Annotated in this window: 14 protein-coding genes and 1 pseudogene; 8 read left to right on the forward strand and 7 right to left on the reverse strand. The window is 69.1% G+C overall.

What is annotated here, in order from left to right; genetic code table 11:
• Positions 1–8: 8 nt before the first annotated feature.
• The 6 genes from Prum_RS06865 to Prum_RS06890 form a co-directional block, all read right to left on the reverse strand.
• Positions 9–896 (reverse strand): hydroxyquinol 1,2-dioxygenase, encoded by an 888-nt coding sequence (locus tag Prum_RS06865; RefSeq protein ID WP_173074924.1) that lies wholly within the window; start codon positions 894–896, stop codon positions 9–11.
• The gene (locus tag Prum_RS06870; RefSeq protein ID WP_218577127.1) at positions 893–1813 is read right to left on the reverse strand and encodes a maleylacetate reductase; all 921 of its coding nucleotides are present in this window, start codon (positions 1811–1813) and stop codon (positions 893–895) included. Before Prum_RS06870 ends, Prum_RS06865 begins: the two co-directional genes overlap by 4 nt.
• A gap of 104 nt (positions 1814–1917) precedes the next feature.
• Positions 1918–3072 carry an ROK family transcriptional regulator gene (locus tag Prum_RS06875; protein WP_173074926.1) on the reverse strand — a complete coding sequence of 385 codons (1155 nt, stop codon included), beginning with the start codon at positions 3070–3072 and terminating at the stop codon, positions 1918–1920.
• A 5-nt stretch (positions 3073–3077) separates the two neighbouring features.
• Positions 3078–4577: a GMC oxidoreductase gene (locus Prum_RS06880; protein WP_173074927.1), complete on the reverse strand. Its 1500-nt coding sequence runs from the start codon at positions 4575–4577 to the stop codon at positions 3078–3080.
• Entirely contained in the window at positions 4567–5622 is a 1056-nt protein-coding gene (locus tag Prum_RS06885; RefSeq protein ID WP_173074929.1) for a sugar phosphate isomerase/epimerase family protein, read from the reverse strand. Before Prum_RS06885 ends, Prum_RS06880 begins: the two co-directional genes overlap by 11 nt.
• On the reverse strand, positions 5619–5972 hold the full coding sequence (locus tag Prum_RS06890) for a C-glycoside deglycosidase beta subunit domain-containing protein (RefSeq protein ID WP_173074931.1): 354 nt from the start codon (positions 5970–5972) through the stop codon (positions 5619–5621). Before Prum_RS06890 ends, Prum_RS06885 begins: the two co-directional genes overlap by 4 nt.
• A 251-nt stretch (positions 5973–6223) precedes the next feature.
• Between Prum_RS06890 and Prum_RS06895 the strand changes: the two genes are divergently transcribed.
• The 8 genes and pseudogenes from Prum_RS06895 to Prum_RS51080 all read left to right on the forward strand — a co-directional run.
• Complete coding sequence (locus Prum_RS06895; RefSeq protein WP_173074939.1) at positions 6224–7492, forward strand: ABC transporter substrate-binding protein; 1269 nt, start codon at positions 6224–6226, stop codon at positions 7490–7492.
• A 23-nt stretch (positions 7493–7515) separates the two neighbouring features.
• Entirely contained in the window at positions 7516–8427 is a 912-nt protein-coding gene (locus Prum_RS06900) for a carbohydrate ABC transporter permease (protein ID WP_218577128.1), read from the forward strand.
• Between the two features lie 5 nt (positions 8428–8432).
• Positions 8433–9272: a carbohydrate ABC transporter permease gene (locus tag Prum_RS06905; protein WP_173074943.1), complete on the forward strand. Its 840-nt coding sequence runs from the start codon at positions 8433–8435 to the stop codon at positions 9270–9272.
• Entirely contained in the window at positions 9269–10612 is a 1344-nt protein-coding gene (locus tag Prum_RS06910; protein WP_173074945.1) for a TIM barrel protein, read from the forward strand. Before Prum_RS06905 ends, Prum_RS06910 begins: the two co-directional genes overlap by 4 nt.
• Positions 10605–11681, forward strand: a complete 1077-nt coding sequence (locus Prum_RS06915; protein ID WP_173074946.1) for a Gfo/Idh/MocA family protein — start codon at positions 10605–10607, stop codon at positions 11679–11681. The genes Prum_RS06910 and Prum_RS06915 overlap by 8 nt, the downstream gene beginning before the upstream one ends.
• Positions 11639–12346 (forward strand): GntR family transcriptional regulator, encoded by a 708-nt coding sequence (locus tag Prum_RS06920; protein WP_173074948.1) that lies wholly within the window; start codon positions 11639–11641, stop codon positions 12344–12346. The genes Prum_RS06915 and Prum_RS06920 overlap by 43 nt, the downstream gene beginning before the upstream one ends.
• 476 nt (positions 12347–12822) lie before the next feature.
• Positions 12823–13839: a recombinase family protein gene (locus Prum_RS06925; protein ID WP_246277703.1), complete on the forward strand. Its 1017-nt coding sequence runs from the start codon at positions 12823–12825 to the stop codon at positions 13837–13839.
• Positions 13740–14057: pseudogene (locus Prum_RS51080) on the forward strand (recombinase zinc beta ribbon domain-containing protein); the annotation flags it as partial. The gene Prum_RS06925 and the pseudogene Prum_RS51080, both read left to right, overlap by 100 nt.
• 78 nt (positions 14058–14135) lie before the next feature.
• Here the strand turns inward: Prum_RS51080 and Prum_RS51085 are convergent.
• On the reverse strand, positions 14136–15323 hold the full coding sequence (locus Prum_RS51085; protein WP_246277704.1) for a hypothetical protein: 1188 nt from the start codon (positions 15321–15323) through the stop codon (positions 14136–14138).
• Positions 15324–15463 lie beyond the last annotated feature (140 nt).

Raw genomic sequence — 15463 nt, forward strand, 5'->3', positions numbered from 1 at the left:
CACGAGGGTCAGACCCCGGCGGGCGCGAGCACGATGTCAAACCGCACCGTCGACCAAGGGCCTTCGATCGCCCTGCCGTCGGGGGTGGCCGTGCCGGCCGGCTGCCGCTCGAAGCGCTTGACGAGCGATTCCTTGACGCCGAAGACCGTGTCCGAGCCGAGCAGTTCGTCGCCGTCGACGAAGATGTGCGTGACGAGCGTGCGCCGGCCCGGATGCTTCACCATGAAATGCAGGTGCGAGGCGCGCATCGGCAAACGGCCGGTCGCCTGGAGAAGCTGCCCGACAGGCCCGTCGTGCGGGATGGGATAGGGCGTGGGGGTGACCGCCCAGAAGGCGTACCTCCCCCGCTCGTCGGTGTGCAGGTGGGCGCGGGCAGCCGTTCGGTCGTCGTCGTACTGCACGTCGTAGAACCCGTCCGCGTCCGCCTCCCACACCTCGATCAGCGCACCGGCCAGGTGCTCGCCGTCGGTGTTGGTCACGGTCCCCTCGACCCAGCAGGGCTCACCGGCCGCGCCGTGCGCGATGTCGCCGCCGATCGGCACCTCGGGCGAACCCTCCACAAAGAACGGTCCGAACACGGTCGCCTCGGTCGCGCCGCGATAGGCCTCGTTGTTGACTGCGATGGTCTGCATGGAGGCGCCGAGCACGTCGGAGAGCAGGATGAACTCCTGCCGCTTGTCGTCGGTGATGCGGCCGCAGCGGGCGAGGAAGTCGACGGCGGCGTTCCACTCCTCGCCGGTGAGCCGGACGTCCCGGATGTAGGCGTGCACGTGGTGCGCCAGGCCGACCATCAGCTGCTTCAACCGCGGGTCGGTGCAGGCGTCGAACGAGCGCACGACGCGTTCGACCAGGTCGTCCTCGCGGGCCCGCTGTTGGGCGCTGATCTGTCCAGTCATCGGGACGGGGCTCCTTCCCAGGCCGCATCCAGCAGGGCGGTGAGGTTGTCAGGTGTGACGGGCACGGGGTTGTCCGGTGGGGTGGCGGCGAGTATCGCCTCCACGGCGCTCGCGATGCCGTCCCGCGGCATCCCGTAGTCGCGTAAGGCGATCGGGGCGTCCAGCGCCGCGCGCAGCGCGGCCAGTCCTTCGCTCGCGGAGTGGGCGGCGAACGCGGCGGCGATGCGCTGCTCCACCTCCGGCGCGGCGGGGGCGTTGAGCGCTAGCACGTGTGGCAGCACGACGGCGTGGGTCTGCGCGTGCGGCAGGTCGAAGAGCCCGCCGAGGACGTGGCAGATCTTGTGGTGCAACCCGGAGTCCGCCGAGGCGAACGCGACAGCCGCGAGGTATGCGCCGTACAGCGTCTGCTCCCGGCCCGGAAGCCCGGTGGGGTCGGCGGCGACCGCCGGCAGCCTGGCGTTGAGCGCACGGATCCCCTCCCCTGCCAGCGCGGCGTTGATCGGATCGGCCCGCGGCGCCCACAGCGAGTCGACGCAGTGCGCCAACGCGTTGAGACCGGATGCCACCGACATCGGCACCGGCAGGCCGAGGGTCAGCGACGCGTCGTAGACGACCGCCCGGGGCAGGACACGGCCGTCGGAGCCCGTCGTCTTGCGTCCGGCGTCGGTCAGCCCCCAGACATTGGTCGCCTCGGAGCCGGCGTACGTGGTCGGCACCGCGACAATGGGCCGGCCCGTGGTCAACGCGATCGCCTTCGCCAGCCCGGTCGTCGAGCCGCCGCCGACCGGGACCAGCGCGTCGACGTCGTGCGCGGTGGCGGCCGCGCGGGCCCGCTCGGCCACGTCGACCGGCACGTGCATGACGACCTCGTCGTGCCAGGCCGCCGGCGACCCGCTCGGCCAGACCTCGCTCCGCATTGGCGGCGATCACCATCACCCGGCAGGCCCCCAGCTCCCGGATCTCCTCGGCCAGCTGGGTGGCGGCCTCGCCGGTGGCGAACCGGACCCGCTGCGGCAGTGTGTCATGAACGAACCGCATCAGCGCACCCCCATACCACGTCAACGTTCCAGGGCACGGACCGGCCGGAAGGCGTCGGTCGTTGCATGACCATGGGGGCGCCGAAGGCCACCTCGCTTGCCAGCACGGCGGCGCCCACGACCCCAGCGCGTGGGCCGAGCTGGGACAGCACGACCGGCAGGTTGCCGGTGGCCAGCGGCGACGACCGGCGGTACACGGCGCCGCGGATCTCGGCGAGCATCAGGGTGCCCAGGCCGGCGACGCCGCCGCCGATCACGATCATCGACGGGTTGAGGAAGTTGACCAGCATCGCAAGTACGGTGCCCAGCCGGCGGGCGCCTTCCCGGATCAGGTTGATGGACGTCAGGTCGCCCTCGGCCGCGCCGCGGGCGATGTCTTTGGCGGTAAGGGAGCTGAGCACCGCCGCCAGGCAACCGGTGTTGCCGCAGGAGCAGACCGGACCGTGCGGGTCGACCTGGATATGGCCGATGTCGCCGGCCCGGCCGTCCGGACCGCGGTACACCTCGCCGCCGACGTGGATGCCGCAGCCGATGTCGGTGTCGATCTTCACGAAGAGCTGGTTGTCGACCGGGCCTTCGACTCCGGCGTGCCGCTCGCCGATCGCCATTACCCTGACGCCCTCGTCGACCGCGACCGGACAGCCGTGCTGGCGGCCCAGGGATTCGCACAGCGGATAGCGGTCCCAAACTGGAAGGCTCGGCGAGATCGGGAGGCCACCGTGCACCCTCACCCGCGCCGGCATCCCGATGCCGATCGCGGAGAGCCGTTCGTACACACCGTCTGTCTTGAACGAGGCGAGGATCTCGTCGACGCGCGTCAGCATCGGCCTGGGCCCGCGCGCGGCGTCGGCCGGCTCGGAGTATGACGCCACCGGCCGCAGCGAGCCGTCGGTGATCTCGACGTCGATCGAGGTCAGGCCGAGGTCGATCGCGGCGAACCGGATGTGTGGATCCAGCTCGATCAGGGCTGGTCGTCGCCCGCCGTGCGACGGTGCCGGACCGGTCTGACGGACCTTCCCGGCCGCGGTCATGCGACCGATCTCGACGCCCAGCCGCGGTCGCGACAGGTCCAACCGATCCGCCAGCTCGGTACGCGACATCGGCCCTTCGTCGCGCAGCAGGGACAGGACTTGGTACATGAGGGTCACCGTTCGAGCTTTGCGGTCAGGTGTCCGGCGGCGATGACGGCCAACGCCACGGCCGTGGCCGTCGGGTTGCACGCTGTCGCGGTCGGGATGACGCCGTTGCCTCCGATGTAGAGGTTGTGGAACCCCCACACGCGGCTGTGCGGGTCGCAGACGGATGCGCCGTCGTGGCTCTGTCCCATCCGTACGGTGCCTTGGTAGTGCAGCGAGCTGCCCGCCGGCAGCAGGCGTGGCTGGCTGCCGGGGAAGAAGTCGCCGACGGCTTCGGCCTGCGCGACCATGTCTCGCTTGGCCCGGGTGATGGTGGCCCGGTCACGCTCGGTCAGTCCATAGTGGATCGACATCCTGGGCATGCCGAAGTCGTCGAGGTCGGTGTCCGAGAACTCGACTCGGTCCTCAGGTCGGATCTCCTTGGTGGTGAACCGGCCCCAGGTCACGACCGGCCGGTCGAGAACAGCGGCACCCGGTACGTCGATTGGCGTGGTGCCGACCTGCATGACCTGGGTGTGGAAGGGGAAGTCCGGCTCGTGGAAAGGGATCCAGAGTACGCCGGTCAGCAGGTCCCGGCGGTCGGCCGTTTCGCGCGCCGGGCCGGGCGGCGTGGTGACGCCGTTCTCGCGGAGCGCGAGGGCGCTGACGATCTGCGGTTGGTCGTTGAGGTGTTTCCCGAGGGCCGGTGGCCGGATGCCGGAGGCCCACAACAGCTGGGGTGTCCGAAGCGCATCGGCGGCGACCGCCACGGCCCGCACCTGGACCGTGTGTGTCTCGCCTGTGTGTCGACCGGCGAGCAGTGCGGCGTACACTAGGCCGTCGCGGTGCAGGAGGCGGCGGCAGACGGTGTCGGGGACGATAGTGAGCCGCTGCTGCTGGCCCAGGATGGTGTCCACACCGGACCAGTGCGGCAGCGACTGTCCGGTCGGCGTGCAGGCGAGTGGCATCGGCTGGACTCGCCGGTCGGGTGGCCGTCCGCGGTCGAACACGGTCGACAGCTTCTGGAGCAGGCGTTGGCTGGCCTCCGTCGCCGGAAAGGCCGCGTTGGTGACGTTGAGCAGGTCGATCGCACGGTCGAATGCCTTGTCGAACGCCGCGCCGAGGAAGGCGATCCGCTCTGAGCCGCCGGGTCTAGGGCATGCGCAGGTCCAGTGGGCGGCCATCCCGCCGACGTTGGCGGACATGGCCGCCGCGGGCATGCCGGTCTGGTCGTCGCCGCTAACGTCCGCTGTCCGTACCAGGAACGTGCCTGGTCGGCTGGCGAGGTGGCCGTCGGCGCGGCCGGTGTCCGATGTGGTCTGTCCCGTCCATGCGGTCGCCCGTCGCTGAACGCAGCGCCGGTCCTCCAGGTCGAGGTTGCGGACGTTGGCACCCACGCCATCGGTGAGCCGGGGCCCCGCCTCGACCATCAGGATGGTCAGGTGCGGGGCCGCCTCGTGGAGCTCCCGGGCGAAGGTGGCGCCGACCGGCCCGCTGCCGACCACGAGCACATCGACGTCAGTGTCCATCCTCGATCGCCTCGCTCGGGCCGGCCTGCCCTTCCGCCCGCAGGGCAGCGATGGTGCGCCGTTGCAGCTGGTGGTGCCGGCTGATCATGTCCCACGGGTCGTCGTTGAGGTTCCAGTGCCAGCCTTCCCACTCGCTGGAGATGTAGCCGGTGTAGCCGGACCGGAGGAACACGCGCAGGATGTCCCGCACCGGCACCGCGGGTTCGTCCCCTGAGGCGTCGATGTCGTAGAACTTCCCGTGCATGTGTACGGTCCACGGCGCCACCATCTCCCAGTCGGTAGGGCTCGCGTGGCCGAACAGTCCGATCGAGTTGCGTGCGATGGATTGACCGTCCGGCCCGACCCCCTCCTCCTCGAGGATCTGGTACACGGCGCGGTACATGTCCGGCAGCGTCGAGTCGTCGAGGATCGGCCCCCGCTCGTGCTGCGCCAGCCAGCTCTGCTCGATGCGGCGCAGATATCCGTCGGGAAGGCCGCGGCGCCGGGCGGCTTCGAGCAGGCTGGGTGGCATCCGGCGCATGGTGCTTCCCCAGTCGGGGATGAATCCCAGGCGTGGTGAGTCGAGCTTCTCGTACCGTTCTCGCAGCGCGACCATGATCGGATGGTGGGGCGAGTGGTGGGCGTGAATTTCCAAGCCCAGCTTGACGTCTTCGCGTTCCGCGATGGGTAGCAGGCGTTCCATGTCGTCCGGGGTGACCGAGAACTGCACCCGCACCACCGGAAAGCCCAGCTGCCGTGCCGCGACGATCTGCGCTTCCATGTATGGGACGAGCTCCTGCGGCGTCAGCAGCCGATCCCGCCGGATTCCGGCGTCCGCGTTCGCACCCATGCACGCCGGGACGAGGCCGGTTTCGTCGATCAGCGAACGGAACGCGTGGATCTGCTCGTTCGACAGGTGCGGCCATCCCCGAAAGCTCTGGAAGCCGACGACCTCCAGACCCGGCCCCAACCCGAGCTCGCTGACCCGTCGCACCGCCTCCTCGAACGAGATGCGCCGGCCGTGGAAGTCGCGGGTGATGCTGTAGAGCGTGGTGCCGAGCTTCATGCCGCCACCTCCAGTTGTTTGGCGCAGGTGTCGAGGTTAACCAGCGGCTTTCCGCCCACCGGCAGGTACGGGATGTGCAGTCCCATCACGACGCTGATTTCGTGGACGCCGGGCTCGCCCGCCGCCGCGCTTTCCACGCTCAGCAGCGCCGAGTCGAGCACGTACCACCAGGTGTCGGTCAGCGGAGCCAGTGCGGCCACGGGCAGCGGGCCGACCGGGCCGAGGCTGAAGCGGACCGCGTCCTGCTCGACCTGCTGCCCGTCGATGGTCACGGTGATGCGTTCGATGCAGGACAGCGGCAGCGCGCGGTACCAGGTCAACCGGAGTGCGGCGGTGAAGCCACCGGGCACCGGGCGCAAGCTCTCCGCCTCAAGCAGGCGTTCTGGGAACAAACTGAACCTCGTCTCACTGGGTCACATCGGTGGAGCCGACCGTAGGCCATAGAGTCGACACTTGACAACCGCCAGGCGTAAAATGCCAGGAGAAATGATCCGGACCAGCGCAAGGTGTGGACAGAAGGCCACGCGGCTCGTACAGTCAGCCTTCCCACGACCCGCCCCGGGACAGCCGGGGCAGCTCCCGAGCGGAGGCCCACGCCGACATGATCGAGAAGAAGGGAGCCCGCCTCGCGCTGGCGGCCGTTACGGTCGCCGGTCTGCTGGCCGGCTGCTCGTCCGGCTCCTCGGATAGCTCCACCACCGTCACCTTCGCCGGCCAGACGCAGGAGAAGGACATTTGGGATGCGCAGTTCAAAGCCTTCGAGCAGGCGCATCCGGACATCAAGGTCGATGCCCAGTACACGCCCAATGACTCGTACCCCCAGCTGATGCAGACGCAGCTGCAGGCGGGCAACGCCGCGGACGTCATACAGACCACACCTGGTACCGGCGGCGGCCTGCCCGCCCTGACACTGGCCGCCGGCGGCCGCCTGGCCGACCTGACCAACATGTCCTGGGTCGGCTCGATGCCGGCCAGCAGCAAGCCTCTGGTCACATTGGACGGAAAGGTCTACGCGTACCCGACCGACGTGGCTCCCCTGTTCGTGGCCTACAACCCTCAGCTGTTCAGCGACGCGGGGCTCTCGGCACCGACCACGTTCGCCCAACTGACCGACGCGTGCACCAAGCTCAGCGCGGCCGGCGTCACGCCGATCAGCCTCGCCGGGGCGTCGTACCAGAACACGAGCATCCTGGTGCAGGCCATCGCCGCCAACAACGTGTTCGGCCCGGATCCGGACTGGAACACCGAGCGGAAGGCCAACAGCACCACGTTCGCCTCGGCCGCCGGCTGGCAGAAGACGGTGTCGGACGTCAAGAAGCTGATCGACGCGAAGTGCTTCGCATCCGACGTGGCCGCCGTCAAGGCGCCGGTACACATGCAGCGGTTCGCGGCCAGCAAGGCGGCGATGTACGTGATGCCCGCACAGGCGATCAACTCGGTGCGCAACGCGGCGCCGGACCTCACGTTCTCCTCTTTCGCGTTTCCCGCCGACACCGCCGCGCAGACCCGGGTGTCCGCCGCGAGCGGCATCGCCCTTGTGGTCAACGGCAAGGCCCGTAACAGCGACGCGGCCCGCAAGCTCATCGACTTTCTGAGCACACCCGCCCAGCGCGCCGCATACGCCAACACGGCCGGAACCATCGCCCCGGGAGCCGGCCCCGACGGCAGCGATGTCTACACCGACATCCTGACCCCGCTCAAGCCCTACATGGCAACGGACAAGGTGCTGACCCTCAACTACCTCTCATGGCCGAACGCGAACGTCGCACAGCAGCTGGCCACCAGCGTCCAGGGACTGTTCACCGGCCAGAAGACGGCCGAACAGGTACTGGCCGACACGGACCAGGCATGGAACACCGCGAACAAGTGATGACGCGCGAGAGCCGTGTCGGCGTGGACTCAGCTCCCGCCGGCACGGGCGGCGCCGTCCAAGCGACCCGCCGCACGATTCCGGGCCTGCGACTGTCGAGGCTCTGGGCGCTGCCGGCCCTGATACCGGTGTTCCTCCTGCGCTACCTGGCCGTCGGCGTCGGCGCATACTACGCATTCACCAGCTGGAACGGCGTCAGCGTCCAAGCCGACTTCGTCGGCTTGGCCAACTTCCGCCGGCTCTTCTCCGACGAGGTGGCCCGGCAGGCCGTTTGGAACACGCTCCTGCTGTCGAGCACGGCCGTCATCCTCTCGAACGTCTTCGGGATGCTGCTCGCGCTCAGCCTCAACCGTCTACTCAGGACACGCCAGCTGCTCCGGTCGATGTTCTTCGCACCGTTCGCCATGACGCCGCTGGCCGTCTCGTACGTGTGGGCCTACATCCTCGACTACGACGGGCTGCTCAACCGGACCCTCGGCTGGGTCGGGCTCTCCAGTTGGCGCCACGCGTGGATCGGCGATCCGGACACCGCCATCTGGACCATCCTGGTCGTGCTCGTCTGGCAGCTCTCCGGCCTGTGCATGATCATCTACCTCTCCGGCCTCCAGGGAGTTCCCGAAGAGGTGATCGAGGCGAGCGAGCTCGACGGGGCGGGACAGTTCGCGACGTTCCGCCACGTGCTGCTGCCGCTGCTCAACCCGGCGATCGTCGTGGCGGTGGCGCTACCGACGATCATGACGCTGCGGGTCTTCGACCAGGTGATCGGCCTGACCAACGGCGGCCCGGCGCAGGCCACGGAAACCCTTGCCACGCAGGTGTACCGGCAGTCGTTCGTCAGCGGCGACTACGGGTACGGCGCGGCGATCGCGCTCATGCTGACCGTCGTGATCGCGGTCGTCTCCCTGGCGCAGATCTTCATCCTGAGGCGGCGGTAACCCACATGAGCCGACTGAAGTACCGCAAGCGCACGTTCGCCAGAGAAGCGCTCATGCTGCTGGCCGCCGCCCTGTGGTGGGTGCCCTTCTATCTCGTCGTGGCACTGTCCTTGCAGGACAACGAAGCGGTGACCGAGCGCTCGCTCGCACTGCCCATCACGCACCCGGAGCTGGAGAACTTCAAGGAAGCGTGGAGCGGCGCCGGCGCCAACCTGGGCCGAGGGCTACTTTCCAGCGTCATCATCACGCTCAGCAGCGTGTTCGTGGTCGTCGTCCTCGGCTCGCTCGCCGCCTACACGATCGCCCGCCACGCTTCCCGCCTCAACAACGTCCTCTACGTGACGTTCGTGCTCGGCATCGTGATGCCGTACCAGCTCGGGCTGATACCCGCCTTCATAGCCCTGCGCGAGCTGGGCCTCGTGGGCAGCTACGCCGGCATGGTGCTCCTCTACACCGGGCTCGAGCTGCCGACGGCGATCTTCCTCTACGCGGGTTTCATCCGCGCGTTTCCCAGGGAGTACGAGGAAGCCGCGCTCGTCGACGGTGCCGCGCCGTTCCGGGTCTACTGGCGCATCGTCTTTCCCCTCATCTCGCCCATCACCGCGACCGTCGCGGTGGTCACCGCGCTGTTCGTGTGGAACGACTTCTTCAACCAGCTCGTGTTTCTCGCCGGCACGGACAACCAGACCCTTCCCGTGGCCATCTACGGTTTCGTCGGCGAGTTCGCCACCCAGTGGAACTACGTCTTCGCCGGGGTCGTCATCTCGATCCTGCCCGTGCTCGTGTTCTTCATCGTCACGCAGAAGCAGCTCGTCCGGGGCTTCACCGGCGGTATCAAGTCATGATCGACGCGTACACCCTCGACGCCTCCGCGACGCGGCATGACGACCACGGCCTAATCGCCTGGTCGATCCGCCTTCGCCTGCCCTGGTTCCGGGCCTTGCCGGTGTCCTGCATCGAGCGGGCGGCGGTCCTCGTGGACGGGCAGGCGGTCGCCGACCGGGATTTGTTGTTCCGCCTCGACGGCCAGCACCGGCCCTTGTCCGATCTGCACGCGATGCCGACCCGCTACTGGTCGGTCGACGAGACGTTGCAGATCGGCGTCCGCGGCGAAAGCCTCGTGCCGCGCGCGGAAGCAGCCGTCACGGTCGAGCTGACCCTGCGGCTGCCGGACAGCGGCGGCAACGGAGGCGACTGGTCGAGGCGGGTCGCCTGCGGCGCCGTGCGGGTGTCCGACCCCGGCCACGCGCCGTGGCCGCTCGGTGTGTGCACCTTCAGCCTCGGCGCCGAGCTGCGACGGGGCCGGTCGCTGCGATCCTGCCTCCAGCGGATCGCGGCCATCGGCGGCTACACGGGGCTCGAGCTCCTGGGCGCCCAGGTGGTCGAAGGCTACCCGGCGCCGGAGCGGCGATGGCTCGACCGGTTCGCCCGTGAGCTGCACGCGACCGGCCTGGAGCCGGTCTGCTACGACGCGTTCCTCGACCCCGGCCGCACCACGGTCGCCGCCCGCGACGACGCCGCCATCATGGCCCTGGCGGAGGCGGAACTCGACATCGCCGCGGCGCTCGGCTGCTCCCACGTCCGCCTCAACGTGCCACCCCGCCGGCCGCTGCTCGACCACCTCGCGGTGGCCGCCGAGCAGCGCGATCTGACCGTCCTCAGTGAACTGCACGCGCAGACGTCCGCCGACCCTGGCGTGGAAGCCCTGCTCGAACACCTGAACGCCATGCGATCCCCGCACCTGGGCCTGATCCTCGACCTCTCCTGCGTGATGCGGGCGCTGCCACCCGGATTCGTACGCCACATGATGGCCGCCGGCTTGCCCGCCGACGCGGTGCGTCACATCGCCGAGAGCTGGTCCGCCGGTCTGCCGCCGCCAGCGCTGCCGAGCGCGACCGCCACCGCCTTCGCGCAACGCGCCTATCGACTGTTTCACCGGTCTGACACCGGCTGGCTGCCAGACGTCCTGCCGTTCACCCGGATCGTCCACGGAAAGTTCTTCGACATGGACGGCGGCCGGGAGCCGTCCATCCCCTACGGACAGGTGCTCACGATGCTCAAGCGAACGCGGTTCGACGGCTACCTGATGAGCGAGTACGAGGGCCATCTCTGGGACGGCTCGCCCGACACCTTCGCGCAACTGCGGGGGCACCAACGCATGATCTCGGAACTGTCGAATGTCTGAGCACCCGCTGCCCGTCGCGCTGATCGGCTTCGGCGGAGCCGGAGCCGGCCTGCACGCCCCACTGGTCGGCGCCCATTCAGCATTCGCGTTGAGCGTCGTCGTGACCAGGAACCAGGAGCGTCAGCGAGCCGCGAAGGCGCGGTTTCCGGCGGCCCAGGTCGGCAGCGACCTGACCGCGGCGAAGGGCTGCGCCGTCGCCGTCGTGGCGGTCCCTCCCGCCTCTCGGGCGCGGATCGTCGACCAGCTCCACGATCTCGGCACCCACGTGGTGGTCGACAAGCCGATGGCCACCGACCTACGCGAAGCCGAGCAGCTCCTGGGCCACGCGCCACTCGCGATATTCCACAACCGCCGATGGGACAGCGACTTCCTGACCCTCAGGAGGCTGCAAGGCGAAGGGGCATGGGCCGGCCCGGCACGCCTTGAGTCGCGACTACAGTGGTGGCAGCCCACCGTCCGGGACAGCTGGCGAAACCATCCGACCGGCGGTGGGATCCTGCTGGAGGTCGGTCCACACCTCATCGACCAGGCCATCACCCTGCTCGGCCCGGTCGTCGATGTGTACGCCGAACTCGACGCCCGCCGGCCCGGCGCGATCGCCGAAGACGACGTATTCCTCGCGTTGCGACACGCGGACGGCAGCCTGTCCCACCTGTCGATGGGACCCGTCGGCGACGCCCACTCCCCCCGCTTCGAGCTCACCGCCGGTGGCACCCGGATCACCCTGGGAACCCCCGACCGCCAACAGGAACAGCTCGCCGAAGGACTCGCACCCGGCGACGACACGTGGGGATGCCGGACGCCCACGACTGGGTCATCCGAACCGGACCGCAGCCACCCGCCCCTGTCCACGCCGAGCGCGGGCGGTGGCAAGCCTTCTACGATGCCGTCGTCCCCTGGATCAGCCAGGACGCCGCGCCACCGGTGTCGGCACAGGAGGGCCTGGCCACGATGCGAGTCATCGACGCCGCCCGGCGCTCGAACGCTGAAAGGCACCTTGTCCCACTCATGGAAAGATGACAGACGATGGACGAGAGCACGCCGTCGACAGAAGCGGCCAACGAGCTGATCCAACTGCTGGAGCTGTCGGACCGACGCGAGCCAGCAGTCGTGGAGATCGCTGTCTGGGTCGCCCTCGGCATCATCGAGGGCCGGCTCCGTCCCGGTCAGGACCTCAACAGCGTCGACCTGGCCAACCGGTTCCAGTCCAGCAGAACCCCGGTCCGAGAAGCACTGGCCCTGCTGGAGTCGGAAGGGCTCGTCGAAATGCGGGCCCGCCGCCGCCCCCGGGTGGCATCGTTCAGCCCGCAACAGGTTCGCGAAGTATTCATCGTTCGGGCCCACCTACTGTCCATGGCCGGGCAACTGGCCGCCACGCAAGCATCGGACGACGACCTCGCCACCCTCAGCTCGATAGTCGACACGCTGAAAAAACACGCCGCCAACAATGACGACGCCAACTACCGCTGGACACACTTCAAGTTCTTCGACGTCATCGCCGACATCGCCGGCAACATCACCATGAAGGGAATCCTGAACTCCCTGTTCGTCCGCACCCTGTCGGTGCGGCGCACCCTCTCACAACCGGAACGGCTCACGGAAAGCCTCCACTACGCCGAACTCACCCTGGAAGCACTCCAGCAACGGGACAGCGAACTCGTCGCGCTCCTGATGCGCCGCTCCGTCCTGGCCGCCCTCGCCGCCATAGAGCGCAGCGGATACGGGCGCACGTAAGCCGTAGCTGGCTGGCGTCCTATGACACAGGCGTGAGCACCAGCTGCACCGCAAGCTAACCGCTGATCGACCGCGAACAGTGGCTCGACGATACTCACGGCGGCTCGCAGAGGCATTGATCTGCAGCGCCGGCAGGGCGATCAGCATGGCGTGCTCGTGCCGGGCTCCCGAACAGGTCGACGACGTACACGCTGCGCAGGCGGGGACGCGGCCGAAGTCCACAAAGGACCCGCTGGTGCGAAGCCGCGTACGTCATTGCCGCCGTTCCAGGCCGGCACGACCCAGGGCAGGAACGTCCACAGTGTTCCATGGACCGCCCCGACAGGTGTCGCGGTGGGTTCAACGCCATGATCCTCGATCAGGTACAAGAACCGACGCCCCCTTGACACGCAATAGAGGGGTCTGTCCTCGAGCCGGCAGTCACCCACTCTTCTGGGGCATTGGTGTCGAATCTGGGTCAGCGTGACGATTGGGGCATGCCTTCGAAGTCCGCCGCCGCGAGGGCCGGTGCGCGCTCGACGGCGGACGGGCCGGTTCCGGACTTGCTCGGCTGGTATATCCAGCGGGATCGGGGTCGGCACGCCCGCCGCCGTCTGTCCACTGCGGCCGTGGATGGCGGTATCCGGTTTGCGTTCTACGGTCGGATCTCCACCGAGGATTGGCAGGATCCTGGGTCGTCGGGGCGGTGGCAGCGGGATTTCGCTGAGGAGTTGATCGCCGGGCGGGGGGTGATTGTGGCGGAGTTCTTCGATGTCGGGTATAGCCGTTCCCGGGATTGGGGACGCCGGCCGTGGGCGGCTGCGCAGCTGGCTGACCCGCAGCGCGGTTGGGAAGCGGTCGTGGTCGGTGAGTTCGAGCGGGCGTTCTACGGCGATCAGTTCGAGCAGATGGCGCCGGTCTTCGCCGCGCACGGGGTGCAGATGTGGCTGCCCGAGCTGGACGGCCCTGCCGATCTCTCTAACGCTTTGCATGTGTCGTTGTTGCGGATGTTGGGGGTGCACTCGCGGCGGGAGGTGCAGCGGGCCCGGTTCCGGGCGAAGGCGGCGATGCGGGCGCAGGTCGAGGGTCAGGGCCGCAACCTGGGTGGCCGCCCGCCGTACGGGTATCGGTTGGTGGACGCCGGTCCGCATCCGAACAGGGCGCATGCCCGGTGGGGGCGGCGGGCGCTGCGGCTGGATCCGGATCCGGCGACCGCGCCGCACGTTGCGTGGATGTTTGCACAGCGGTTGGCCGGGCGCAGTATCACCGCGATCGCCCGGGATCTGAATGAGCGCGGTGTGCCGTGCCCCTCCCAGGTGGACGCCGAACGGAACCGGCATCGCAGTGGGCGGGCGTGGATCTGGCAGACGGTGGCTGCGATCCTGGCCAATCCGCGGTATACCGGGCGGCAGACATGGAACCGGCAGCGCACCGACTCCGGCCCCTCGACACCGCCGACGACATCTTGGGCCGGGCGGAGGCTCGGCGGCGGAACAGCCTGCAGGACTGGGTGATCTCCGAGCAGCTCGCTCACCCGCCGCTGGTCAGCGAGGAGGATTTCGTCGCGGTGCAGGCGATCTACTGCACGCCGCAGCCCGCCGACGGCACCAGCCGCGAGTTCGCGCTGTCCGGGTTGCTGTTGTGCCAGATCTGCGGGCGGCGGTTGACCGCGCACTGGGTACACGGCCGTGCCGGCTACCGCTGCCGCCACGGGCACACCAGCGCCCAGGTCCGGCGGCAGGACCGTCGGCGCAACGTGTATGTCCGCCAGGACCAGGTGCTGATGTTCCTGGCTGCGCACGTTCCGCAGCTACGGCATCTCGACCCTGAACACGACGCGGACACGACCGCCATGGACGTCTTGGCGGCGTTCCAGCGGGGGCATGAGCTGGCGGTGGTCTGCACCAACTACACCTGGCGCCTCGACGTGGACGACGTAACCGTCTTCGACGGCTGGCCATCGCGCCTGCCCCGCCGCGAGATCCCCCGTCAGGCGAGGGGGAGCCACATGCCCACGTGAGATCGAACGACGCGGATACGGTTGGTGGGCAATTGCTGTGTCCGAGTCCAGCGTGGTCAACCGAATCGTCGTGAACTCGCCCACCGCCTCGGGATCATCCACGCCGTACCGCTCGGCCTGCTCGTCGGCTTCCTCAAGCTTGTCGCGCAGTTCATCGATGTCGGGCGCTTCACCCTCGGCGACCGCCATGGCATCGCGGATCAGGCTCGTTACCGCGTCCGTCGGCGACAGACCGATCTCCATCAGTTCCAGCACCGCGGCGGGCGTCGCGTACGGCAGCGCCTCGATGTCGTCGGCCTCAATTAGCACGCCGGTCGCGGCACCGCTGGATGCCCGCGCCGCGACGTCGGCGGCCGCCTGCAGCCAGTGCGCCGCCGCCACGCACGCCGAAGTCGGATCGAGATCGAGAAACAGCTCGTCGGCGCCGAGTGGGTCGTCGGTCAGGATCCGGTCGGCGGCGGCGACCTGGACCGGCGAGGCGTCCTGCCGGGTGAGTTGCACGGCCTGCGCCGAGCGACCCGACAGGTCCCCCAGTTCGGCACCTTCTACGGCCGCGATCTCGGCCTCCACATCGGCGATCACCGCAGCGGTCAGATCCCCGTCCGCGGCCGCGTGCAGGCACCGGCCTACCCGGTGGGCGCGCTCCTCCACGGGGTCGTAGGACACCATCAGCATGCCGTCGCTGTCGGGCAAGCTCGGCTTGCCGATGTTCGCCGTCACCGACGCGAACTCGTTCCTGGTCTGTTCCCGCCGCCACCCTTCCGTGTTGATCTCCAGGCTGTCCGCGGCGCTCGCCGGGTGCGTGTAGCAGCGCCACAGCGCCTCGGACAGGCCCGACATCTCGGCCGCCAGGGCCAGCCGCTGTCGCGGCTCGAGGCTGGCCGCCAGCGGTGCCACTCGGATCGCGACCGCACCCCAGCCGGTCTCCCACGTCGCTAACAGCTCGCCGCGGCTCTCGTCGATCGCGTACCGGGTCATCGTGCCCCTCCTCGCCAAGCCCGACGGCCTACCGATAACGACGCAACCACACCCGGCCCACTGTGTCGATCAGCCACCCGAGCTACACACGCTCACCGATGCCCAGCCGCGCCTGCGTCGCCTGCGCCCGCTCAGCGGCC

Source organism: Phytohabitans rumicis (assembly GCF_011764445.1).
Classification (GTDB): Bacteria; Actinomycetota; Actinomycetes; order Mycobacteriales; family Micromonosporaceae; genus Phytohabitans; species Phytohabitans rumicis.